Consider the following 22209-nt stretch of genomic DNA (forward strand, 5'->3'; position numbering starts at 1 on the left):
CGTCTTCTGGTCGCTCAGCTCAAGATTCCCAGCTGTACTGACCAGCGGCGACCTCGGTGCCGTCCGGCAGCGCGCTGATGGTGAAATCGGCGAATACGTTGGGCGCCACCCGTTGCAGCTCCTTGAGGCAGGCGACCGCCACCTCACGGATCTCCACGTCGGCCGCCTCGGTCGCCCGCATGGTCACGAAGTGCCGCCACGCCCGGTAGTTGCCGGTGACCACGATCTTGGTCTCGGCCGCGTTGGGCAGCACGGCCCGGGCCGCCTGCCGGGCCTGCTTGCGCCGGCTGGTGCCGTTCTCGACCTCGCTGAACTTGGCCTCCAGGCCCTCCAGGAGCTCGTTGTAGGCCCGCAGCGCCGACTCCGACGCCTCGACGAACACCTTGTGCAGCTCAGGGTCCTCGGCGATCACGTCCGGCTCGACCATCTGCGCCTCGCGCCCCGGCACGTAGCGCTGCGACAGCTGCGAATACGAGAAGTGCCGGTGCCGGACCAGCTCGTGCGTGAACGACCGGGACACGCCGGTGAGGTAGAACGTCACGGTCCCGTGCTCCAGCACCGACAGGTGCCCGACCTCCAGGATGTGGCGCAGGTAGCCCTCGTTGGTGGCGGTCGCCGGGTTGGGCTTCTTCCACGACTGGTAGCACGCCCGGCCGGCGAACTCCGCGAGCGCCTGACCGCCGTCCGCGTCCGTCTCCCACGGGACATCGGCGGGAGGTTCGAAGTGCGTCCAGGCGATCGCTTTGGCGGAGAGCATGGAAAAAGCCTAGACGAACAGCCAATCGAACGGCGCCCAGGGCAAGTTGCGTGCGACCGAGAACACCAGCCAGGCCACCAGGAATCCGATCAGCACGCCGCTGGACAGTCGCAGCATCGGCAGCACCTGCCGGTTGGCGAGCCGGTTGAGCGTCCAGCTCACGTACATGTACGCCAGGAACGGCGCGGCGAAGACCAGCATCGCGTGGTGGTGCGCGGCCGCGGGGATGTCACCGTGCAGCAGATACCAGGCCGCCCGCGTGCCACCGCACCCAGGGCAGTCGAAGCCCGTGAAGAGCTTCATCACGCACGTCGGCACGTCGGTGGCGCCGGCCGAGGTCGGCCGCATCAGCAACGCATACGCCACGCCCCCGGACACCAGCGCCGTCAGCCCGAGCGGCGACGCCCACCTCGGGATCCTGTCCACCAGCTTGGCGATCCGCCCCTTCGGCGGTGCCACATAGGTGTAGTGATAACCGCCTGGCGCGGGTTGCTCCGCAGCAGCCAGCAGATGCGCCGCCAGCCCGTCACTGCTGGGCGCGGCCTGAAGGGGTGACGTCACCCTCATAACGCTACACCCAGCCTGCTACGACGCTCTCCGCCGAAGATCCGACACTCAACCGGCCATCGCCTTGGCCAGGTCGACGGCGAAGTCCCCCGCCACCGGCAGGTCGAGCCGCTCCAGCCCCAGCCACCCGGCGAACCTGCGCAGCTCCACCGACAGCGCCTCGGCCACCTCCCCGCGGGACGGCGCCCCGCGTCCCGTCAGCGGCTCGACCCACGCGGCCGGCACCAGCAGCGTCCCGGAGCGCCGGTCGGCCTTCAGGTCGACCCGGGCGACGAGCCGGTCGCCGAGCAGGAACGGCAGGACGTAGTAGCCATAGAGGCGCTGCAGCGGCGGCACGTAGATCTCGATGCGGTAGGTGAAGCCGAACAGCCGCGCCACCCTGGCCCGCTCCCACATCAGCGGGTCGAACGGGCTCACGAGGGTCGCGGCCCCGATGCGGCGCGGGGTGGGCGCCTCGTGGTGCAGGTAGGCGCGGGGCTGCCAGCCCTCGACCTCGGTCGGGATGAGCTCACCGGCCTCGACCAGCTCGGCGATCGCGGTGCGGGCACCGGCGAGCGGCAGGCGGAAGTAGTCCCGCAGCTCCGGCTCGGCGGCGACACCGAGTGACCTGGCCGCCACGCGGACCAGGTCACGGTAGGCGTCGGCGGGCTCCGGGGTGGGCGCGGCGAGGACGGCCGCGGGAAAGATGCGCTCCGGCACGTCATAGACCCGGGCGAAGGAGGAGTTGCGGCTGGCGACGCTGACCTCGCCGGTGTAGAAGAGCCACTCGATCGCGGTCTTCGTGTCCGACCAGTTCCACCCCCAGTGGTCCTTGCTGCGGGGGCGGGCGAGGTCACCCTCGACCTCGTTGGCCGTGATCGGGCCCTTGGCGCGGATCTCGTCGAGCACCCAGCGGATGAGGTCGGGCTGCTCGCGGGCCATGCGGACCATCCGGCCCCAGGCCGAACCGGACTGCATCCGCCAGCGCAGCGCCGGGTGCAGGTGGACCGGGACGAGGGACGCCTCATGGGCCCAGTATTCGAACAGCTCCCGGGGGCGCCGATAGGCCATCCGGTCGAGCAGCTCGGTCGGATAGGGGCCCAGGCGGCTGTAGGCCGGCAGGTAGTGCGCGCGCTGGACGACGTTGACCGAGTCGATCTGCAGCAGACCTGTGCGGCCGAGGACCCGCTTCAGGTGACGCCGCTCCGGCACGCCGCCCGGGACCCGGTCGGCGAAGCCCTGAGCGGCGAGAGCGATCCTCCGAGCCTGGGTGAGTGTCAGCACCCCGCGAGGCTAACCCGGGGGTACGACAAAAAAGGGCGGCCCCCGGTCGGGGGCCGCCCTCAGAACATCGCGTTATGCGCCGACGAGCGGGCGGGCCGGTTCGCCGGCGTCCTTCGCGTCGAACGCGGCACTGACCCGCCGGTCGATCTCGACCAGGTCGGGCACGTCCTCGACGACCGGACCGGTCGACGTGGCCGGGTTGGTCAGGCGCGCCGGCCCGGAGCTCTCCGAAGCGGGCTCCCGGATCGGCAGGGTGATCAGCAGGGCGACCATCAGCAGCACGTAGGCGTTGCCGCCGATCAGGCCGAGACCGTCGAACTTCTGGTGGAACGCCCACGGCGTGCGACTGCACAGCAGCAGGAACGAGAACACCCCGAAGATCATGAGGTAGCGCCTGCGTCGAGCGTCGTAGCCGCGGTCGGTCGCGTGGTCCAGCAGCACCGCCATCGACGGGAGCACCCACACCAGGTGGTGGATCCAGCTGATCGGGCTGACCAGGCAGCCGACGAGACCGGTCAGCGCCAGCCCGGCGAGGTCGTCGCGGACCTTGACCGACTTGCGGACCCGCCACACCCAGACCGCGAGCGCGCCGAGCACGAGCAGCATCCACACCGGCTTGCCCGGGTCGGGGCTGTACAGGCGGGCGGCAAGACCGCTGAGTGCCTGGTTGGACACGAACGAGGCCGAGCCGACGCGGTCGGTGTTCCACATCGCGTCGGTCCAGAAGACCCGCGAGGCGTCCGGCGCGAAGGTCGCCGCCGCCCAGGTCGCGGCGGCCGCGGTGGCCGTGGAGACCGCGGCGGCGCGCCAGCGGCGGGTCACCAGCAGATACACGATGAACACGCCCGGCGTGAGCTTGATCGCGGTGGCCAGGCCGATGCCGATGCCGCCGAGGCGTGAGCCGCCGCGGACCAGGAGCAGCAGGTCGCCGACGACCATGAACAGCAGCAGGATGTTGACCTGGCCGAAGTTGACGGTCTCGCGCACCGGCTCGAAGGCCGCGACGAGGGCGAACGCGATGGCGAGGGAGAACCAGAACTGCCAGCCCTGGCGCCTGATGACGGGGCCGATGAGCCAGGTGATGATGAAGCCCAGCGCGACGACGTTCATCGTCACGCTGATCGCGATCGCGGTGTGCCAGCCGATGAGCGCCATGGGCGACATCAGCGCGGCGGCGAACGGTGGATAGGTGAAGCCGTACGGCGTGCCGGGAACCAGGTAGTCATAGATGTCGCCACCCTTGTTCACCCAGTAGTCCATGGCGCCGTAGTAGACCTTGAGGTCGAAATACCCGTTTCGCGCGGCGGCCACCGCCAAGAAGGCCCACACGGCGGCCCAGACGGCCGCCACGATGAGCACCTGCTTGACCCGGGGCCGAAGCTTGGGCCGGACGGCCGTCAACACGGCGACTCGTCCTCGCTCCGCCACTTGTGCTGCCCTCCACTCGCTCGCTGCTGGCTGACCTTCTGCCTGTCTCAACGGTTGCTCGGGTCGAACTGTGACGAGCCGGCGCTACCCCGCCACGTGGCCCTTCACACAAAATCCGTAGGCTGCTGCGTCATGACGCTCGGCTTCGTCCGACCTGCGCGACCCGACGACGTCGTCGAGATCACGCGAATCCAACTCACGACCTGGCGGGTCGCCTATCGGCGACTACTGCCCCAACACATCCTCGACCAACTGGATGAGGACTGGATTACCCGCAGGTGGCGGGACGCAATCACGGAGCCCCCGACTCCCGCGCACCGGGTCCTGGTAGCTGTTGAGCAACAGGAAACGCCCGGTGGGCCGACCTCAGCATACGTCGTGGGGTTTGCCGCGTCAGGTCCGGCAGACGACACCGCCCTCGCCCCGGACGAAGATCACACCGTCCTGGCGAAGGCCGCGGCGATCACCGATGTCCTGGTCGAACCCCGCTGGGGGCGTCGCGGCCACGGAAGCCGATTGCTGGCGGCTAGTGTCGATTTATGGCGTACTGACGGATTCACGACAGCTCTTGCGTGGACGTTCGCTGACGACCGTGTTACGCGTCGATTTCTGGAGAGCTCCGGCTGGGCCCCGGACGGGGTCAGCCGGTCACTCGACGTCGATGATCTGCTCGTCCCACAGGTCCGGTGGCATGCGTCACTCGAGACCGACGAAGCCCCTTCCGTTACCGCGATGTGACCCTGTTGCGCCCGAATTGGGGCCTCCGTATCCCACAGTTCGGGAATCTCCTACTGAATGCGAATCAGTTACACAACGTAACCATCAGTCGAGCAGCGGGCCGAGGCCGACCGTCAGTCCGGGCCGCGACACGACGGCGCGGACGGCGAGCAGGACCCCCGGCATGAACGACTTCCGGTCGAACGAGTCGTGCCGGATGGTGAGCGTCTCCCCCGCCGCGCCGAACAGGACCTCCTGGTGCGCGACGAGCCCGCGGGCCCGCAGCGAGTGCACGGGGACGCCCTCGACGTCGGTGCCACGGGCGCCCGCCATCTCCTCGGTGGTGGCGTCCGGCATCGGCCCCAGACCCGCGGAGGCCCGCGCCGCGGCGATGAGCTGGGCGGTGCGCAGCGCGGTGCCGCTGGGCGCGTCGATCTTCTGAGGATGGTGCATCTCGACCACCTCGACCGACTCGAAGAACCGGGCCGCGCGGGCCGCGAACTCCATCATCAGCACGGCGCCGACCGCGAAGTTGGGCGCGATCACCACGCCCACGTCGGGGGCGGACGCGAGCCATGACCGCACCTCGTCCAGCCGCGCCGTGGTGAAGCCGGACGTGCCGACCACCGCGTGCACGCCGTGCGAGACGCACCAGCGCAGGTTGTCCATCACCACGTCCGGCGTGGTGAAGTCGACCAGCACGTCGAACGAGGCGACGAGCGGATCACCCACGTCGAGCGACGCCACCAGCGAAAGGTCGGCGCTGCCGGACACGGCCTGGCACGCCTCGGTGCCCATCCGGCCGCGCGCGCCGAGCACGCCGACCTTGATCGGCTCTGAAGGAGAGTTCACACGGGATAATTTATCCCAAAGCCCCTTCGAAGGCGTTGTCGTCGAACTCCCCGATGACGGCCAGGGACATGGGCCGCGAGAGCAGCTCCCCCGCCACCTGACGGACCATCTCGGGGGTGACGAGGTCGACCCGGCGCAGCACCTCGTCGACGGACAGCATCTCGTCATACAGCAGCTCGCCCTTGCCGAGGCGGCTCATCCGGGACCCGGTGTCCTCCAGGCCCAGCACGACGGCGCCCTTGAGCATGCCCTTGCCGCGCTCGACCTCGGCGTCGGTGACGCCCTCCGCCGCGACCCGGGCCAGCTCGTCCCGGGTGATGGCGAGGACCTCCTCGACCTTGCCCGGCGCGCAGCCGGCGTAGACGCCGAAGAGCCCCGCGTCGCTGTACTGCGACGTGAACGAGTAGACCGAGTAGGCCAGCCCGCGCTGCTCGCGGATCTGCTGGAACAGCCGGCTCGACATGCCGCCGCCCAGCACGTTGTTGAGGGCACCGAGCGCGAAGCGGTTGTCGTGCTGTCGTGGGTACCCCACGCAACCGAGCACGACATGCGCCTGTTCGGTGTCCTTGTTGCGCACGACGATCTGCCCGGAGCGGGCCGGGACCCTCGTGGTGCGTGAGCGCCGTGCCGCGGGCGCCGACTCCACGGTGAGCCCGCCGAACGCCGCCCGGACCGCCTTGACCACCTTCGCGTGGTCGAGGTTGCCGGCCGCCGCGATGACCATCTGCGACGGCAGGTACCGCTTGCGGTAGAACCCGTCGATCTGCCGGCGGGTCAGCGCGGAGATGCTCGCCACGCTGCCGGAGATCTGCCGGCCGAGCGGGTGGTTACCGAAGATCGCCTCGGTGAAGACGTCGTGCACCTCGTCGCCGGGCTCGTCGTCGTGCATCGCGATCTCCTCGAGGATCACGCCACGCTCGGTCTCGACGTCCGCATCGGTCAGCACCGAGTCGATGACCAGGTCGCACACCACGTCGATGGCGAGCGGCAGGTCGGCGTCGAGGACCCGTGCGTAGTAGCACGTGTACTCCTTCGCGGTGAACGCGTTGGTCTCCCCGCCGACCGCTTCGATCTGGGAGGAGATCTCCAGCGCGGTGCGCCGCTTGGTGCCTTTGAACAGCAGGTGTTCGAGGAAGTGGGAGACCCCGGACAGCGCCGGGGTCTCGTCCCGCGAGCCGATGCCGACCCAGACGCCGAACGACGCGCTGCGCATCGCCGGTATCGCTTCGGTCAGGATGCGCAGCCCGTTGGGCAGCACGGTGCGGCGCACCGTGCCACCCAGCGGGTCCTCTGCCAACGTCTGGGTCAGCGGTCGACTCGCCATGTCTCAGCTGTGCCGGTTCCGCCGGCGACGGAACTCGCCGCCGTCCTCGCCGCCTTCGCCGCCCTCGCCGCCCTCGTCAGACGAAGCGGACGACGGAGCCGAGGGCGACGACGGCGCGGTGTCCCCGGACGCCTGGCGCGGCCCACGGTCACCACGGTCGCCCCGGTCGCGCGAACGCGGCCCACGGTCGCCCCGGTCACCCCGGTCACCACGACCCGACGGCCGGTCCGCGGCAGGAGCGCCGCCACCCGCCGCCGCGGCCTCCGCCGCCGCTGCGGCCTCGGCCTCGGTCAGCACCTTGTCGAGGTAGATCTTGCCGCGGTTGTCGATGTCCGCGATCTGCACCTCGACCTTGTCGCCGACGTTGAGGAAGTCCTCGACCCGGTCGACGCGCTTGCCGTTGCCCACCTTGGAGATGTGCAGCAGGCCGTCGCGGCCGGGCAGCAGCGAGATGAAGGCGCCGAACGCGGCCGTCTTCACCACGGTGCCGAGGAACTTGTCGCCGACCTTCGGCATGGTCGGGTTGGCGATCGCGTTGATCCGCTCCACCGCGGCCTCGGCCGACGGGCCGTTGGTCGCGCCGACGTAGATCGTGCCGTCGTCCTCGATGCTGATCTCGGCGCCGGTCTCGTCCTGGATCGCGTTGATGGTCTGGCCCTTGGGCCCGATCACCATGCCGATCTTGTCGACGGGGATACGGACCGTGGTCACGCGAGGCGCGTACTGGCTCATGCCGGCCGGCGACTCGATCGCCTCGGCCATCACGTCGAGGATGACGTGCCGCGCGTCGTGGGCCTGCTGCAGGGCGCCCGCGAGGACGTCCGACGGGATGCCGTCGAGCTTGGTGTCCAGCTGCAGGGCCGTCACGAAGTCACGGGTGCCGGCGACCTTGAAGTCCATGTCGCCGAACGCGTCCTCGGCACCGAGGATGTCGGTGAGCGTGACGTATTCGGTCTTGCCGTCGACCTCGTCGGAGATGAGGCCCATGGCGATGCCCGCGACCGGCGCCTTCAGCGGCACACCGGCGGACAGCAGCGCCATGCTCGACGCGCAGACCGAACCCATCGACGTGGAGCCGTTGGAGCCGAGGGCCTCGGAAACCTGACGGATCGCGTAGGGGAACTCCTCGCGGGCCGGCAGCACCGGGATCAGGGCCCGCTCGGCGAGCGCGCCGTGGCCGATCTCGCGCCGCTTGGGCGAGCCCACCCGGCCGGTCTCACCGGTCGAGTACGGCGGGAAGTTGTAGTTGTGCATGTAGCGCTTGGACTTCTCCGGCGCCAGGGTGTCCAGCGTCTGCTCCATGCGCAGCATGTTCAGCGTGGTGACGCCCAGGATCTGGGTCTCGCCGCGCTCGAACAGCGCCGAGCCGTGGACCCGCGGGAGGACCTGGACCTCGGCGGTCAGCGGACGGATGTCCCGCGGGCCGCGGCCGTCGATGCGGACCTGCTCGCGCAGGACGCGGGCGCGGACCTCGTTCTTGGTCAGCGACCGCAGCGCGGCGCCGACCTCCTTCTCGCGGCCGTCGAAGGCACCGGCGAGGCGCTGGAAGGCGGCCTCCTTGATGCGGTCGAGGGCCTCCTCGCGCTCCGCCTTGGAGGAGATGCGCAGGGCCTCGACGACCTCGTCCTTCACCGCGCCGGCGACGGCCTCGTAGGCGTCGGGCTGGTAGTCGAGGAAGACGGGGAACTCCTGGACCGGCTTCGCGGCAACCGCCGCGAGCTCGGACTGGGCCCGGCACAGCTCGCGGATGGCCGGCTTGGAGGCCTCGAGGCCACTGGCCACGACCTCCTCGGTCGGCGCGGGGGCGCCACCGGCGATCAGGGCCACGGTGTGCTCGGTCGCCTCGGCCTCGACCATCATGATCGCGACGTCACCGTCGGCGAGGGTCCGGCCGGCGACGACCATGTCGAACGTCGCCCGGCCGAGCTCCTCGAGCGTCGGGAACGCGATCCACTGGCCGTCGACGTGCGCCATGCGGGTGGCGCCGATCGGGCCGGAGAACGGCAGGCCGGACAGCTTGGTCGACAGCGAGGCGGCGTTGATCGCCACGACGTCGTAGGGGTGCGCCGGGTCGAGGGCGAGGATCGTCTCGACGACCTGGACCTCGTTGCGCAGGCCCTTGACGAAGCTGGGGCGCAGCGGCCGGTCGATCAGGCGGCAGGTGAGGATCGCGTCCTCGCTGGGCCGGCCCTCACGGCGGAAGAACGAGCCGGGAATGCGGCCCGCGGCATACATCCGCTCCTCGACGTCGACCGTCAAGGGGAAGAAGTCGAACTGGTCCTTCGGCGTCTTGCCGGCGGTGGTCGCCGACAGCACGACGGTCTCGCCGAGCTGCGCGAGGCAGGACCCGGCGGCCTGGCGCGCCAGGCGACCCGTGGAGAACGTGATCTCCCGGGTGCCGAACGCGCCGTTGTCGATGACCGCGGTGCTGAAGTGCGTACCGAGAGTGCTCTGCTCGGTCATGTGGTGTGGTGCTCCTTTGGGTTGTGGTGCGCCCAGGGCGGAGCGTCTGCGGCCGGTCTTCGATCGAAGCTCACGGGGCTTGTGCTGCCCGGGAGCCACTACCGAGGACCGGTGCGCCGACGCGCTCGGCGGGGGGCGCTGTTACAAGAGTTGCTACCAGTGTGTCACTACACGAAGGGGAGCGACGCATGGACGCCGCTCCCCACCGTGTGCGTCGTTATCGCCGCAGGCCGAGCCGCTCGATCAACGAACGGTAGCGGGCGATGTCGCTGCGCTGCAGGTAGTTGAGCAGGCGGCGGCGACGGCCGACCAGCAGCAGCAGGCCACGCCGGCTGTGGTGGTCGTGCTTGTGCAGCTTGAGGTGTTCGGTGAGGTCCGCGATCCGCTTGGTCAGCATCGCGACCTGGACCTCCGGCGAGCCGGTGTCCCCTTCAACGGTCGCGTACTTGCCCATGATCTCGGTCTTCTGCGCAGAGTCGAGCGCCATGATCTCCCTATCGAGGTTACGTGCAGAAAAGGTCAGCCCCGCGGCGTCGTGCAGGCAGCCTGACCCCCGCCGGTCACCCGGCGTCGATCCAAGGCTAACAGACGGGCCGTTCCAGCACGCGTCTGGTCTGTGCGACATCGTCCCGGATCTGCTCGATCAGCGGCTCGATCCCGGTATAGGTCCGCTGCTCACGGAGCCTTTCGACGAAGTCGACGGAGATCCGCTCGCCGTAGATGTCACCGGTGAAGTCGAGGATGTAGGACTCGACCCGCCGCTCCTTGCCGGAGAACGTCGGGTTGGTGCCGATGGAGACCGCCGCCGGGTGCGACACCCGGTCCCGGTCCCGGGTGACCCAGGCCGCGTAGATCCCGTCGGCCGGGATCGCCGCGTTCGCCGAGGTCAGCAGGTTGGCCGTGGGGAAGCCCAGCTCACGGCCGCGCTGGTCGCCGCGCACGACGACGCCCTCGACCCGGTGCGGCCGGCCGAGCGCGCGGGTCGCGGCGACGACGTCACCGGCGTCGACGCAGGCCCGGATGTAGGTCGAGGAGAACACGGTGCCCTCCTCGGCGACCAGCGGCGCGCCCTCGACCCCGAAGCCGAACGTGCGGCCGAGCCGGTGCAGCAGCTGCAGGTCGCCGGCGGCCTTGTGACCGAACCGGAAGTTCTCCCCCACCACGACCAGCGACGTGTGCAGGTGCTCGACCAGCGCGTCGTGGACGAACGCCTCGGGTGAGAGGTGGGAGTACTCGACCGTGAACGGGATGACGCACAGCACGTCGACCCCGAGCGCCTCGATCAGCTCCGCCTTGCGGGACGGCTCGCTCAGCACGGCCGGGTGCGACCCCGGCCGCACCACCTCCGACGGGTGCGGGTCGAACGTCAGCACGACCGACTGCACGCCCAGCTCACCGGCTCGCTTCACGACGTGCCCGATCACCTGCTGGTGCCCCCGGTGCACGCCGTCGAAGACGCCGATCGTGGTGACCGCACGCCCCCAGCCACCCGGCGCCGCCTGTGTTCCCCGCCACCGCTGCATGGCTTCGAGCCTAGCCGAGGGTGCTGTCGCAACATTTGCGGCAGGTGTACGGCACGTGCCCGGCCGCCCGGTTCACGGCACCAGCACGATCTCGGGCCGGGCCCGGCCGTCCTTCTCCCGGACGATCGCCAGGACGGTGCCGTCGGGCGCGAACACCGCGTACGGCTCGGCGATCCCGACCGGTGCCAGGGAGCCGCCGTGCGACAGCGTCTTCGCCTCGACCTCGTCGGCGTCGCGGCGCGGGAAGCACCGGTCGGCGGCGGCCGGCAGCGGCATCGTGACCGGGTCCTCCCGGTCGGCGAGCTGCTCCAGGGTCGCCGCCTCGGCGAGGGTGAACGCGCCGACGGCGGTGCGGCGCAGCGCGGTCAGGTGCCCGCCCACCCCGAGCGTCGCGCCGAGGTCCCGGGCGAGCGCGCGGATGTAGGTGCCGGACGAGCAGGCGACGTCCACGTCGACGTCGACCCAGCCGGGTTCGCGCCGGATCCCCAGGACGTCGAGACGGGCCACGGTGACGGGCCGGGCCTGCAGCGCGACCTCCTCGCCGGAGCGGACGCGATGATACGAGCGCACCCCGTTCACCTTGATCGCCGACACCGCGCTCGGCACCTGCAGGATCTCCCCGCGCAGCGGTTCCAGCCCGGTGTGCACGTCCCCGTCGGTGACGCCGCTCGCGTCCACTGTGGACACGACCTCGCCCTCGGCGTCGTCGGTCACGGTCGCCTGCCCGAGCCGGATCGTGGCGCGGTACTCCTTGGTGCTGCCGATCACGTACGTGAGCAGGCGGGTCGCCTTCTCCACACCGATGATGAGCACCCCGGTCGCCATCGGGTCGAGGGTCCCGCCGTGCCCGACCCGGCGCGTCTTCGCCAGCCGCCGCATCCGCGACACCACGTCGTGCGAGGTCATCCCGCCGGACTTGTCGACGACGACCAGTCCGCCCTGCGTTGCTGCCTTCTGCGCCACGACGGGAGAGCCTAGTGGAGGGGTTACCTGACCGCGCCGGTGACGGCCCAACGGTCACCGGCGAGGCGCCACAGCAGCCCGGCCAGGCGCAGCGCGATGAACAGGCAGAGGGCGACCCACACGCCGCCCAGGCCGGCGTCGAGCCAGTACGCCAGCCAGATGCCGGGCAGGAACCCACCGAGGGCCGACACCAGGGTCAGGTTGCGCAGGTATCTGATGTCGCCGGCGCCGAGGAAGACACCGTCGAGGGCGAAGACGACGCCCGCCGCGGGCATCATGGCGACGAACCACCACCAGGCGCTCTTGGCTTGGGCGTACACCTGCGGATCGGCGCCGAACCAGGGCCGGACGGTCGCCAGAGCGGCCGCGACGAGGAACGCGAACGCGATCCCGGAGACGAGGCCGGCGGTGGTGATCCGGCGGGCGAGCAGCTTCGCCTCGTCGGCACGGTCGCCGCCGAGGGCCGCGCCGACGAGGGACTGCGCGGCGATCGCGACCGCGTCCAGGGCCAGGGCGGTGAAGAAGAACAGCTGGATGGCGATGAGGTGCGCGGCGAGGCTGGCGGTGCCGAAGCGGGCCGCGACCGCCGAGGCGGACAGGAAGCACGCCTGGAACGCGGCGCCGCGCAGCAGCAGGTCACGCCCGAGCGTCAGCTGGCGGCGGATCACGTCGAGGTGCGGGCGCAGCGGGACGCGCTCGGTCAGCAGCGCCCGCACGAACAGCAGCCCGACGGCCGTCTGCGCGATGACGTTGGCGACGGCGGAGCCTTCCAGGCCGAGCCCGAACGGGTAGACCAGCAGCGGGCAGAGCACCGCGGACAGCGCGTTGGCGCCGAGCACGTAGTACAGCGGCCGGCGGGTGTCCTGGACGCCACGCATCCAGCCGTTGCCGGCGGTGCCCAGCAGCAGTCCGGGCGCACCGAGCGCGGCGATGCGCAGCCAGTCGGCCGCACCGTCGGCGACCGGGCCCGCGGCGCCGGCGATGGCACGGGTCAGCGGTCCGGCGGCGACCTCCAGGGTCACCATGATGGCGACGCCCGCGGCGAAGGCCAGCCAGGAGGCCTGGACGCCCTCCTCGACCGCGGCCCCGCGCTGACCGGCGCCGAAGCGGCGCGCGGCGCGGCCGGTGGTGCCGTAGGCCAGCACGTTGCCGAGCCACACGGCGAGCGCCATGACTTGCCCGCCGATCGCCAGGGAGCCGAGCTCCGCGCGGCCGAGGTGCCCGACGACCGCCGTGTCCACCAGGACATACAGCGGCTCGGCGGCCAGCACGACGAGCGCCGGCAGGGCGAGGGCGGCGACACGACGCATGGTCACCGCGACAGCGTAAGGAGTTCCCTCCCGACGCGCTACTTACAACAGTGGATCAGCCCCGCCGGTCCATCGACATCTGCAGGGCGGCGCGGGCGCGCTCGCGCGTGTCGGGGGTGGACTCCTGCGGCTTGGGCTGGGGCTTCGGCTGCTCAGGCATGAGACTGGTCTCCTGACTGGTGACGCTTGCCGGCAGGACGGCCGGCGGCGCGGTTGGTGTGTTGACGGTCCGATCGCAGGGGCGCCGGGGTCACCGGCGGCCACGCCAACGCACGACCAGGAGACCGACGGTGGGTGATGTCGGTCTGAAACGTGGATCGGTGGGTCCGGCGCATCTGGATTCCTCGCATTCGGCGGCTGTGGTGTGACCTGGGCCGTGTGACGCCCGCCGCCGGGTTCCGCAGAAGCGGTCAGCCCCGGGACGGGCTGCGAAGAATTCGTACGATGCGCATGGTGACTAAGTTATCGTTCAGTTCCAGCATGTGCGACGTCATCCCGCGATTTGGACGTTGTTACCCGCGGGTTCACATGTCGGAAAGCGGTCAGGGGCGCAGCTCAGCGGGCCAGGAAGTGCCAGCCCAGCCACCACCAGAAGCCGAACATCGCGATCCGCCCGACCGGCAGCGGGCCCACCCGGTAGCGCATGACGACCCCGCAGACCTCGCCGAGGGTCGGCACCCGCGAGCCCTCACGGCGGGCCGCGATCTCCACCGCCGCGAACAGTCCGAGGGCCACCGCGAACGCGGCCGCGATGCCCACCTGAGCCAGGGTCATGCCACCGCCTCCGCCGCGCTCCGCTGGCCGCTCATGCCACCGCCTCCGCTACGCTCCAGCGTCGGCCCGAGCCAAACCCGCCACATGACGAGCGGCCCGAGCCAAACCCGCCACACGATGAGCGGCCCGAGCCGCTCCGCTGGCCGCTCATCGCCGCACCATCGCCCAGAACACCCACAGCCAGCCGAAGTACGCGGCGGCGCGGGCCGGGTAGTGCTCCAGCAGCGGGTCCGCGAGCCGGGACAGCGTCGGATACTCCCGCGAGCCGATCAGGAACGTGACGCCCTCGACGACCGCGAAGATCCCGATCGGCAGCAGCCACCACGCCGAGGCCCTGGGCAGCCGCGCGGGCGCGGGGCGCTTCGGCAGCGTGGCGGACATCCCGAGCCACAGCAGCGCACCGCCGGCGCCGAGCACGAGAAGGTTGGCCCGCAGGGAGAACGACGGCAACGCCCCGCCCACGAGGGCGGCCAGGGCGAAGACCGGTGCCAGCACGACCGGGCGGGCCCAGACCCGATCGACCCCCGCAACCAGCTCAGGTCGGTCCATACATCGATTGTCACCGCAAAACCACCTGGCGGGCCAGCGCTGGCAGCCCCCGATAACCCCTGATTAACCCTGATCCACGAGGACGACCCGGTCCGCGAGTGCGGCGCGGATCGACGCCATGACCGACTCGACGGTGCCGCCGGCACTGAACCCGGCCGCGAAGCGGTGCCCGCCGCCGCCGAGGCCGACCGCGACGCGGCTGACGTCGACGGCGCCCTTGCTGCGCATCGAGACGGACCACTCGCCCGGCCCGACGGGCTTCACCACGCACGCGAGGTCGGCCTCCGCGACGCAACGCACCGAGTCGATCAGTGCCTCGACCGCCCCCGCCGGCTGGCCGAACTCGGCGAGGTCCTCCAGCGTCACATATGTCCACGCGAGGCCGAGCCCGCCCGCGGGCTCGAGCACCGTGCGGGCCAGCGCGGCGCCGAAGAGCCGGACCGCGCCGTAGGGCCGGGTGTCGAACAGGCGGCGGGAGATGTCACCGACCGGGATGCCGGTGGCGATGAGCCGGGCCGCGAGCTCGTGCACGGCCGGGGTGGTCGAGCCGTGCTTGAACGAGCCGGTGTCGGTCGCGAGGGCCACGTAGAGACACTCGGCGATCTCGGGGTCCAGCGCGACGCCGAGCCGGCTGAGCAGGCCCTCGGCCACGACCGACGTCGCGGCGGCGGTCGGGTCGATGAGGTTGATCGCGCCGAAGCCGGCGTTGGACGCGTGGTGGTCCAGCACGATGCCGACCGGGGTGGAGGTCAGCGTCGCGGCGAGCGCACCGAGCCGCTCGATGCTGGCCGCGTCGAACACCAGCATCGCGTCGGGCAGGCTCACCGCGCTCTCGGGCACCAGCATCGACGCGCCCGGCAGCCGGTCGAAGGGCGCCGGGACGACCATCGGGCCGGGGAAGGTCGCCTCGATCACGAACGACGGGGCGAAGCGGCGCAGACCGAGCGCGAAGCCGAGCATGCTGCCCAGGGCGTCACCGTCGGGGTTGACGTGACACGCGAGGAGCACGCGGGCGCCCGGGGGCAGGCCGCGCAGCGCTGACACCGCTGCGTCCCACTCCCCGGGCGTCGGTCGCACGGCCTGCCCGAGGGTCACCGCCGGTCCTGGCCGACGACGACCTCGTCGTCGGCGCCTTCGGCCCCCGCCAGGTCGTCGCTTCCGGTCTCCAGCTCGTCCTCGAGCTTGTAGGGCTGGGCGTCGCCCGCGTAGTGCGCGCCCGCGGCCCGGCGCTGGACCTCAGCGTCGGCGCTGCGCGCGGTCGCCAGCAGGTCGTCGATGTGCTTCACGTGCTCGGTCACGTCGTCGTGCACGAACGCGAGACTCGGCGAGTGGCGCAGCCCGAGGGCCTTGCCGACGGTGGACCGCAGGAGCCCCTTGGCGCTCTCCAGCGCCGCTGCCGTGCCCGACTGTGCCGTCGCGTCACCGAGGACCGTGTAGAACACGGTCGCCTCACGCAGATCGGCGGTGATCCGCGCGTCGGTGATCGTGATCATGCCCAGCCGAGGGTCCTTGACCTGTGTCCGCACCACCGAAGCGACCAGCTCTTTCACGCGCTCCGCGTGCCGGCGCACCTTTGCCGGATCCGTCATCTCGAACACCTCCGCAGCCAAAACGATCTGACCAACGCTCTGACATTACCCGCGGCACGACCCGGAGGCCGCGCACGGAACTCAGGATTACTCGTCATCGTCACCGTGCAGCCGGCGGCGCACGGAGAGCAACTCGATCTCGGGTCGGCCGGCGACCGCCCGCTCGATGGTGTCCAGGACCTCACGCACGTGCGCGGCCTCGGAGGCGACCACCGCGACGCCGATCTCGGCGCGTCCGTGCAGGTCGAGGGCGCCGACCTCGGCGACGGACACCTCGAACTTGCGCAGATACGCCACGAGCGGCCGCACGTAGGCGCGCTTGGCCTTCAGCGAGCGGGAGTCACCGGGAAGGAGCATGTCGAAGACCGCGGTTCCGGTATACACGGCCCAAGATCCTAACGAGTCTAGGTCGCCCTGGCCAGCAATAATGGGGCTGGGGTCACGGGCAGGGGCGCGGCGTCCTCCACGATCGGGCGGGGGGTGCGCCGCGGCAGCCCGGCGCCGGCGCTGCCGCCACGGCCCGGGTAGACATAGAGCGTGCGCGGGTCGACCGCGTCGAGGGCGGCCACCACCGCCGGCAGCTGCCGGAACCGGTCCCAGGCGCCGGTCTCGTGCTCGGCGAAGCCGAGCTCCAGCACCACCCCGAACGGCTCGGCCTGCCAGATGAAGTCGTGGGCGCCGTGGGTGACGGCGGCCTCGAGCAACGAGCTGGACCAGGAGTCACGCCACTGCCGCGCCGGGGTCTCCCCGTCGCGCACCTCGATGGACCACCAGGTGAGGTTCATGACGGATTCGACGGTACGCCCGAATCCAACATCAAAGAAAGGGCCGCCACGGATTCCGTGGCGGCCCCTCTCAGCTCTGCGGCATCATCAGCCGCGCGGCTTCTCCCGCAGCTCCCAGGTCTCGATGACGTCACCGAGCTGGATGTCGTTGAAGTTGCCGAGCGTGATACCACACTCGAAGCCCTCGCGGACCTCGGTGGCGTCTTCCTTGAAGCGGCGCAGGCCCGCGATGGTGAGGTTGTCAGAGATGACAGCCCCGTCGCGGAGCAGGCGCGCCTTGCTGTTGCGCCGGATGAGCCCGGTGCGGACGATGCAGCCGGCGATGTTGCCGAAGCGCGACGAGCGGAAGACCTCGCGGATCTCCGCCGAGCCGAGCTCGACCTCTTCGTAGATCGGCTTGAGCATGCCCTTGAGCGCGGTCTCGATCTCCTCGATGGCCTGGTAGATGACGGTGTAGTACCGGATCTCCACGCCCTCGCGGTCGGCCAGCTCGCGGATGCGACCCTCGGCCCGCACGTTGAACCCGATGACGATCGCGTCGGACGCGCTCGCCAGGTTGACGTCGTCCTGCGTGACGGCGCCCACGCCCCGGTGGATGATCCGGAGCTGGACCTCGTCGGAGACGACGATCTTGACCAGTGCGTCCTCGAGCGCCTCGACCGAACCCGAACCGTCACCCTTGAGGATGAGGTTGAGCGTGGTCTTCTCGCCCTCCTTGAGCTGGTCGAACAGGTTCTCCAGGGTGACCCGGCCGGTGCGCGAGGCCATCTCGGCCGCGCGCCGGCGAGCCTGCCGCTGCTCGGCGATCTGGCGCGCGGTGCGGTCGTCGTCGGTGGCAAGGAACGTGTCACCGGCGCCGGGCACCGAGGTCAGACCGAGCACCAGGACCGGACGGGCCGGACCGGCGGACGGGACGGGCGTGCCGTTCTCGTCGAGCATCGCCCGGACACGCCCGTAGGCGCGGCCGGCGACGATCGAGTCGCCGACGTTGAGCGTGCCCTTCTCCACCAGCACGGTGGCGACGGGGCCACGGCCGCGGTCGAGGTGCGACTCGATCGCGATGCCCTGCGCCGGACCGTCGATCGGCGCGCGCAGGTCGAGCGCGGCGTCGGCGGTGAGCAGCACGGCCTCGAGGAGACCCTCGATGTTGATGCGGCTCTTCGCGGAGATGTCGACGAACATGGTCTCGCCGCCGTACTCCTCGGCGACGAGGCCGTACTGCGTCAACTCCTGGCGGACCTTCGCCGGGTTGGCGTTCTCCTTGTCGATCTTGTTGACCGCGACCACGATCGGCACCTCGGCCGCCTGGGCGTGGTTCAACGCCTCGATCGTCTGCGGCATGACGCCGTCGTCGGCCGCGACCACCAGGACCACGATGTCCGTGGCCTGCGCACCACGGGCACGCATGGCGGTGAACGCCTCGTGACCCGGGGTGTCGATGAAGGTGATCGCGCGGTCGATACCGTCCTCGCCGTGCGGCACGTGCACCTGGTAGGCACCGATGTGCTGGGTGATGCCACCGGCCTCGCCGGCCACGACGTTGGTGGAGCGGATCGCGTCGAGCAGCTTGGTCTTACCGTGGTCGACGTGACCCATGACGGTCACGACCGGCGGCCGGATGACCAGGCGCTCCTCGTCGACGTCGGCATCGATGTCGATGTCGAAGCGCGCGAGCAGCTCGCGGTCCTCGTCCTCGGGGCTGACGATGCTGACCTCGAAGCCGAGGTGCGCACCGAGCAGCTCCAGGGTCTCGTTGGTGCACGACTGGGTCGCCGTCACCATCTCGCCCAGGTTGAACATCTCCTGGACGAGCGAGCCCGGGTTGGCGTTGATCCGGTCCGCGAAGTCGGACAGCGAGGCACCCTGCGGAAGCCGGATCGTCTGACCCTGACCCCTGGGAGCGCCCGAGCCCATCGTCGGCGCGGACAGGTTGTCGAACTCTTGTCTGCGCTGCTTCTTGGACTTGCGGCCACGGGTCGGCCGGCCACCGGGACGCCCGAAGGCACCCGCCGCACCGCCACCGCGACCACGACCACCGGCACCGCCGCCACCGGGACGACCGGCACCGCCGACGCCCGCGCCGGGCGCGCCGCCACCGCCACCGGGACCGCCGCGGTAACCGCCACCGGCACCGGCGCCCGCGCCGCCACCGGGACGGAAGCCGCCACCGGCACCGCCGCCACCGCCGCCACCGGGACGGAAGCCACCGCCGCCGCCACCGGGACCGCCGGGACGGCCCGCGCCGCCACCGGCACCGCCACGGAAGCCACCGCCGCCACCGCCGGGACCGCCACCCGGACGACCGGGACGGTCACCGGGGCCACCGGCCGGGCGACCCGGACGCTGGCTCGGCATCTGCGACGGGTTCGGCCGGGGGCCGCCCATCGAGGCGGGGTTGGGCCGCGGAGGCATCGCGGACGGGTTCGGCCGCGGGATGTTACCGGCGGGCGACGGGCGCGCGGGGGCGCCGCCGGACACGCCGAACGGGTTGTTGCCCGGGGAACGCGCCGGCGGACGTGCGCCGCCGGGACGTGGCCCCTGGCCGGGACGCGGAGCACCGGAAGCCGGAGCGGCACCCGGTGCGGGGGCCGGCGACGCCGGTCCGGGACGCGGGCCGGGCGAAGGTGCGCCACCGCTGGGCGGCGGCGCCTGCTCGCGCCGGGTGGTCTCCCGCTGGCGGGCCTCCTTGGCGGCCTTCATGGCCGCTTCCTGGTCCGCCTTCAGTGCGGCGGCACGCTGCTCGGCGGCCGCCACCTCGATGTCGTGTGCGCTCGTCGGCTTGACCACGGGCGCCGGGCGCGGCGGACCGGGACGCGGGCCGGGCCCGCCTCCTGAACCACCACCTGGGCCACCGCCCGCGGGCGGTTGCGGCCGCTTCGGGGGCGCGAAGGGCTTGGCTGCCGGGACGGCCGGGTTCGGACGCGGTGCCGAGGGCACGGGCGCTGCCGAAGGAGCCGACGATGCCGGCGCAGGAGAAGCCGAGGGCGCTGGTGCGGACCCTCCGGATTCGAAGCTCGCTCGCAGCCGGCGCGCCACTGGCGCCTCCACCGTGCTGGATGCGGACTTCACGTATTCGCCAAGCTCCTGCAGCTTCGCGAGCACGGTCTTGCTCTCGACCCCGAGCTCTTTCGCCAGCTCGTGTACGCGGGCCTTGCCTGCCACTGAACTCCTCACCTCGAGGCCGGGCGGCATAGGTCCGCGCCGACCTCACTCGTGCACTTGAAGCCTGGTCATCTCAGGGACTTCATCGTGTGCTCATGTCCGTCGTCCTACCTTGCGTGTCCGGGTGGGGCGATCACGCGCCCACCATCGGCGGTTCCGATCACTGCGATTGCTCCAATGCCGCCGCCTGGGCGACGGCTTCGGCCAGCGGACCGGTGTCCAGGACTCCGGCGAGGCGTAAGGCCCGCCCGAAGGCGCGCCGACGCTCCGCTAGCGCCAGGCAAGCCGGATCGGGATGCAGGTGCGCTCCCCGGCCCGGCCGTCTGCGGGCCGGATCAGGAACGGCCAGGAACGTGTCATGGCCGGACTCAATCGCGACAAACCGCAGTAATTCGGAGGATGACGCACGCTTCCGGCAACCAACACAGGTGCGGACCGGGGGCGTGCGACGTACCGACAAGAAGTCTACCCTGCGCTTTCGGCTTGTGCCGCGCCCGGGCCCGTGACGTGATCGACGCCGGCCTCCGGAGCGTTGTCGGGGCGGATGTCGATACGCCACCCGGTGAGCCGCGCGGCGAGCCGTGCGTTCTGGCCCTCACGCCCGATGGCCAGGGAAAGCTGGAAGTCCGGGACGGTCACCCGGGCGGCCCGGTTGCCCGCGTCGACGACCTCGACGTTGAGCGCCTTCGCCGGAGAAAGTGCGTTTCCGACGAACTGGGCCGGGTCCTCCGACCAGTCGATGATGTCGATCTTCTCACCGTGCAGCTCGCTCATGACGGCCCGGACCCGCTGCCCCATCGGGCCGATGCAGGCACCCTTTGCGTTCACCCCGGAGACCGTCGTGCGCACCGCGATCTTGGTGCGGTGGCCGGCCTCGCGCGCGATCGCGGCGATCTCGACGGTCCCGTCGGCGATCTCCGGCACCTCGAGGGCGAACAGCCGCTTCACCAGGTTCGGGTGGGACCGCGACAGCGTCACCTGCGGCCCGCGGAAGCCCTTCACCACGTGCACCACGATGCACTTGATGCGCTGGCCGTGCTCGTAGCGCTCGCCGGGGACCTGCTCGGCGGCGGGCAGCAGGCCTTCGATCTTGCCGAGGTCGATCGAGACGATGCCCTTCTCGGTCCTCGCGTCGTGCGCCTGGATGACGCCGGTGACCAGGTCGCCGTCGCGCCCGACGTATTCGCCGAAGTGCGCCTCGTCGGTCGCCTCGCGCAGCCGCTGCAGGATGACCTGCTTGGCGGTCATCGCCGCGATCCGGCCGAAGTCGTGCGGGGTGTCCTCGTACTCACGCACGATCGTGCCGTCGTCGTCGAGGTCCTGCGCGAGCACGGAGGCCGCACCGGTCTTGCGGTCGATCTCGACCCGGGCGTGCGAGTTGGCCCCCTCGGTGTGCCGGTAGGCGGTCAGCAACGCGGTCTCGATCGCCGCGAGGATGGTCTCGAACGGGATCTCCCGCTCACGCTCCAGCGCGCGGAGCGCCGCCAGGTCGATGTTCACGCCTCGTCCTCCCCTTCCTCGTCGTCGTCATCATCGAAGTCTTCGTCTTCGGGCAGGTCGTCGTCTTCGTCCTCGGGCAGCTCGGCGAGCCGCTTCATCTCCACCTGCACCCGGCCGGGGCCCAGGTCCTCGAACGCGACCGTCCGGGCGGTGCCCTCCACGTCCAGGGTCACCCCTGAGTCCGTCACCGCCGTCACCCGGCCCGTCACGGGCACGCCGGCGACGTCGACCAGCACCAGGCGGGTCCGGTTGCGCCGCCAGTGCCGCGGCTCGGTGAGCGGCCGGTCGACCCCACGGGAGCCGACCTCCAGCTCGTACTCCCCCGCGATGAGCTCGTCGCCGGCCGCCTCGGCCTCGTCCAGCGCGGCCGAGACCGCCCGCGACACCTCGGCGACCGCGTCCAGGTCGACGCCCTTGTCGCTGTCGACCGCGACCCGCAGCAGGTGGCGCCGCCCGACCCGGCTGACGTCGAGGTCCTCCAGGTCGTAGCCGGCCGCCACCACGACGGGCTCGACCACCTTCCGCAGTCGCTCGCGGTGCGCACCGGCGTCGCGGACCCCAGCATCCCGCGAACCGCCGGCGCGGCGATCCCGCTGCTGAGCCATGATCGACACCTCTTTCTGCACCGCCCTACGGGCGCACGGCTGCACGCCGCCTGCGACCGAATGCGCGGGCGGCTCTCC

Annotated in this window: 22 protein-coding genes; 1 reads left to right on the plus strand and 21 read right to left on the minus strand. The window is 71.2% G+C overall.

The window, feature by feature from the left end:
* Window positions 1-19: 19 nt before the first annotated feature.
* The 4 genes from thyX to Dsi01nite_RS11930 form a co-directional block, all read right to left on the minus strand.
* Complete coding sequence (gene thyX / locus Dsi01nite_RS11915; protein WP_203846167.1) at window positions 20-757, minus strand: FAD-dependent thymidylate synthase; 738 nt, start codon at window positions 755-757, stop codon at window positions 20-22.
* 9 nt (window positions 758-766) lie between these two features.
* Window positions 767-1279, minus strand: coding sequence for a DUF2752 domain-containing protein (locus Dsi01nite_RS11920; RefSeq protein WP_373318768.1), 513 nt, complete (start codon window positions 1277-1279; stop codon window positions 767-769).
* Between the two features lie 93 nt (window positions 1280-1372).
* Window positions 1373-2587 (minus strand): winged helix-turn-helix domain-containing protein, encoded by a 1215-nt coding sequence (locus Dsi01nite_RS11925; RefSeq protein WP_203846169.1) that lies wholly within the window; start codon window positions 2585-2587, stop codon window positions 1373-1375.
* Between the two features lie 72 nt (window positions 2588-2659).
* Complete coding sequence (locus Dsi01nite_RS11930; protein WP_203846170.1) at window positions 2660-3991, minus strand: glycosyltransferase 87 family protein; 1332 nt, start codon at window positions 3989-3991, stop codon at window positions 2660-2662.
* Between the two features lie 156 nt (window positions 3992-4147).
* Between Dsi01nite_RS11930 and Dsi01nite_RS11935 the strand changes: the two genes are divergently transcribed.
* On the plus strand, window positions 4148-4753 hold the full coding sequence (locus Dsi01nite_RS11935; protein ID WP_203846171.1) for a GNAT family N-acetyltransferase: 606 nt from the start codon (window positions 4148-4150) through the stop codon (window positions 4751-4753).
* 84 nt (window positions 4754-4837) lie between these two features.
* Here Dsi01nite_RS11935 and dapB read toward each other — a convergent pair whose 3' ends face one another.
* From dapB to rimP, 17 genes are all read right to left on the minus strand, one after another.
* Window positions 4838-5584, minus strand: coding sequence for a 4-hydroxy-tetrahydrodipicolinate reductase (dapB, locus tag Dsi01nite_RS11940; protein WP_275423352.1), 747 nt, complete (start codon window positions 5582-5584; stop codon window positions 4838-4840).
* Between the two features lie 10 nt (window positions 5585-5594).
* Window positions 5595-6908, minus strand: a complete 1314-nt coding sequence (locus Dsi01nite_RS11945; protein ID WP_203846172.1) for a M16 family metallopeptidase — start codon at window positions 6906-6908, stop codon at window positions 5595-5597.
* Window positions 6909-6911: 3 nt separating this feature from the next.
* A complete protein-coding gene (locus Dsi01nite_RS11950; protein ID WP_203846173.1) occupies window positions 6912-9371 on the minus strand; it encodes a polyribonucleotide nucleotidyltransferase in 2460 nt (819 codons plus the stop codon).
* Between the two features lie 217 nt (window positions 9372-9588).
* Window positions 9589-9858, minus strand: coding sequence for a 30S ribosomal protein S15 (rpsO, locus tag Dsi01nite_RS11955; RefSeq protein WP_203846174.1), 270 nt, complete (start codon window positions 9856-9858; stop codon window positions 9589-9591).
* 94 nt (window positions 9859-9952) lie between these two features.
* Window positions 9953-10894, minus strand: coding sequence for a bifunctional riboflavin kinase/FAD synthetase (locus tag Dsi01nite_RS11960; RefSeq protein WP_203846175.1), 942 nt, complete (start codon window positions 10892-10894; stop codon window positions 9953-9955).
* Between the two features lie 72 nt (window positions 10895-10966).
* Complete coding sequence (truB, locus tag Dsi01nite_RS11965; RefSeq protein WP_239135848.1) at window positions 10967-11800, minus strand: tRNA pseudouridine(55) synthase TruB; 834 nt, start codon at window positions 11798-11800, stop codon at window positions 10967-10969.
* A gap of 80 nt (window positions 11801-11880) precedes the next feature.
* The gene (locus Dsi01nite_RS11970) at window positions 11881-13167 is read right to left on the minus strand and encodes an MATE family efflux transporter (protein WP_203846215.1); all 1287 of its coding nucleotides are present in this window, start codon (window positions 13165-13167) and stop codon (window positions 11881-11883) included.
* 555 nt (window positions 13168-13722) lie between these two features.
* Window positions 13723-13941 carry a DUF6186 family protein gene (locus Dsi01nite_RS11975; protein WP_203846177.1) on the minus strand — a complete coding sequence of 73 codons (219 nt, stop codon included), beginning with the start codon at window positions 13939-13941 and terminating at the stop codon, window positions 13723-13725.
* Window positions 13942-14088: 147 nt separating this feature from the next.
* Complete coding sequence (locus tag Dsi01nite_RS11980; RefSeq protein WP_203846178.1) at window positions 14089-14490, minus strand: hypothetical protein; 402 nt, start codon at window positions 14488-14490, stop codon at window positions 14089-14091.
* 63 nt (window positions 14491-14553) lie between these two features.
* Window positions 14554-15585, minus strand: coding sequence for a DHH family phosphoesterase (locus Dsi01nite_RS11985; RefSeq protein WP_203846179.1), 1032 nt, complete (start codon window positions 15583-15585; stop codon window positions 14554-14556).
* Window positions 15582-16079, minus strand: a complete 498-nt coding sequence (gene rbfA / locus Dsi01nite_RS11990; protein ID WP_203846180.1) for a 30S ribosome-binding factor RbfA — start codon at window positions 16077-16079, stop codon at window positions 15582-15584. The genes Dsi01nite_RS11985 and rbfA overlap by 4 nt, the downstream gene beginning before the upstream one ends.
* Window positions 16080-16166: 87 nt before the next feature.
* Window positions 16167-16463: a DUF503 domain-containing protein gene (locus Dsi01nite_RS11995; RefSeq protein WP_033357872.1), complete on the minus strand. Its 297-nt coding sequence runs from the start codon at window positions 16461-16463 to the stop codon at window positions 16167-16169.
* 20 nt (window positions 16464-16483) lie between these two features.
* A complete protein-coding gene (locus Dsi01nite_RS12000; RefSeq protein WP_203846181.1) occupies window positions 16484-16864 on the minus strand; it encodes a hypothetical protein in 381 nt (126 codons plus the stop codon).
* Between the two features lie 87 nt (window positions 16865-16951).
* Window positions 16952-20026 carry a translation initiation factor IF-2 gene (infB, locus tag Dsi01nite_RS12005; protein ID WP_203846182.1) on the minus strand — a complete coding sequence of 1025 codons (3075 nt, stop codon included), beginning with the start codon at window positions 20024-20026 and terminating at the stop codon, window positions 16952-16954.
* 160 nt (window positions 20027-20186) lie between these two features.
* The gene (locus Dsi01nite_RS12010) at window positions 20187-20486 is read right to left on the minus strand and encodes a YlxR family protein (protein WP_203846183.1); all 300 of its coding nucleotides are present in this window, start codon (window positions 20484-20486) and stop codon (window positions 20187-20189) included.
* A gap of 5 nt (window positions 20487-20491) precedes the next feature.
* Window positions 20492-21526, minus strand: coding sequence for a transcription termination factor NusA (gene nusA, locus Dsi01nite_RS12015; RefSeq protein ID WP_203846184.1), 1035 nt, complete (start codon window positions 21524-21526; stop codon window positions 20492-20494).
* The gene (gene rimP / locus Dsi01nite_RS12020; protein ID WP_203846185.1) at window positions 21523-22131 is read right to left on the minus strand and encodes a ribosome maturation factor RimP; all 609 of its coding nucleotides are present in this window, start codon (window positions 22129-22131) and stop codon (window positions 21523-21525) included. Before rimP ends, nusA begins: the two co-directional genes overlap by 4 nt.
* Window positions 22132-22209 lie beyond the last annotated feature (78 nt).

Source organism: Dactylosporangium siamense, assembly GCF_016862795.1.
Taxonomy (GTDB): domain Bacteria; phylum Actinomycetota; class Actinomycetes; order Mycobacteriales; family Micromonosporaceae; genus Dactylosporangium; species Dactylosporangium siamense.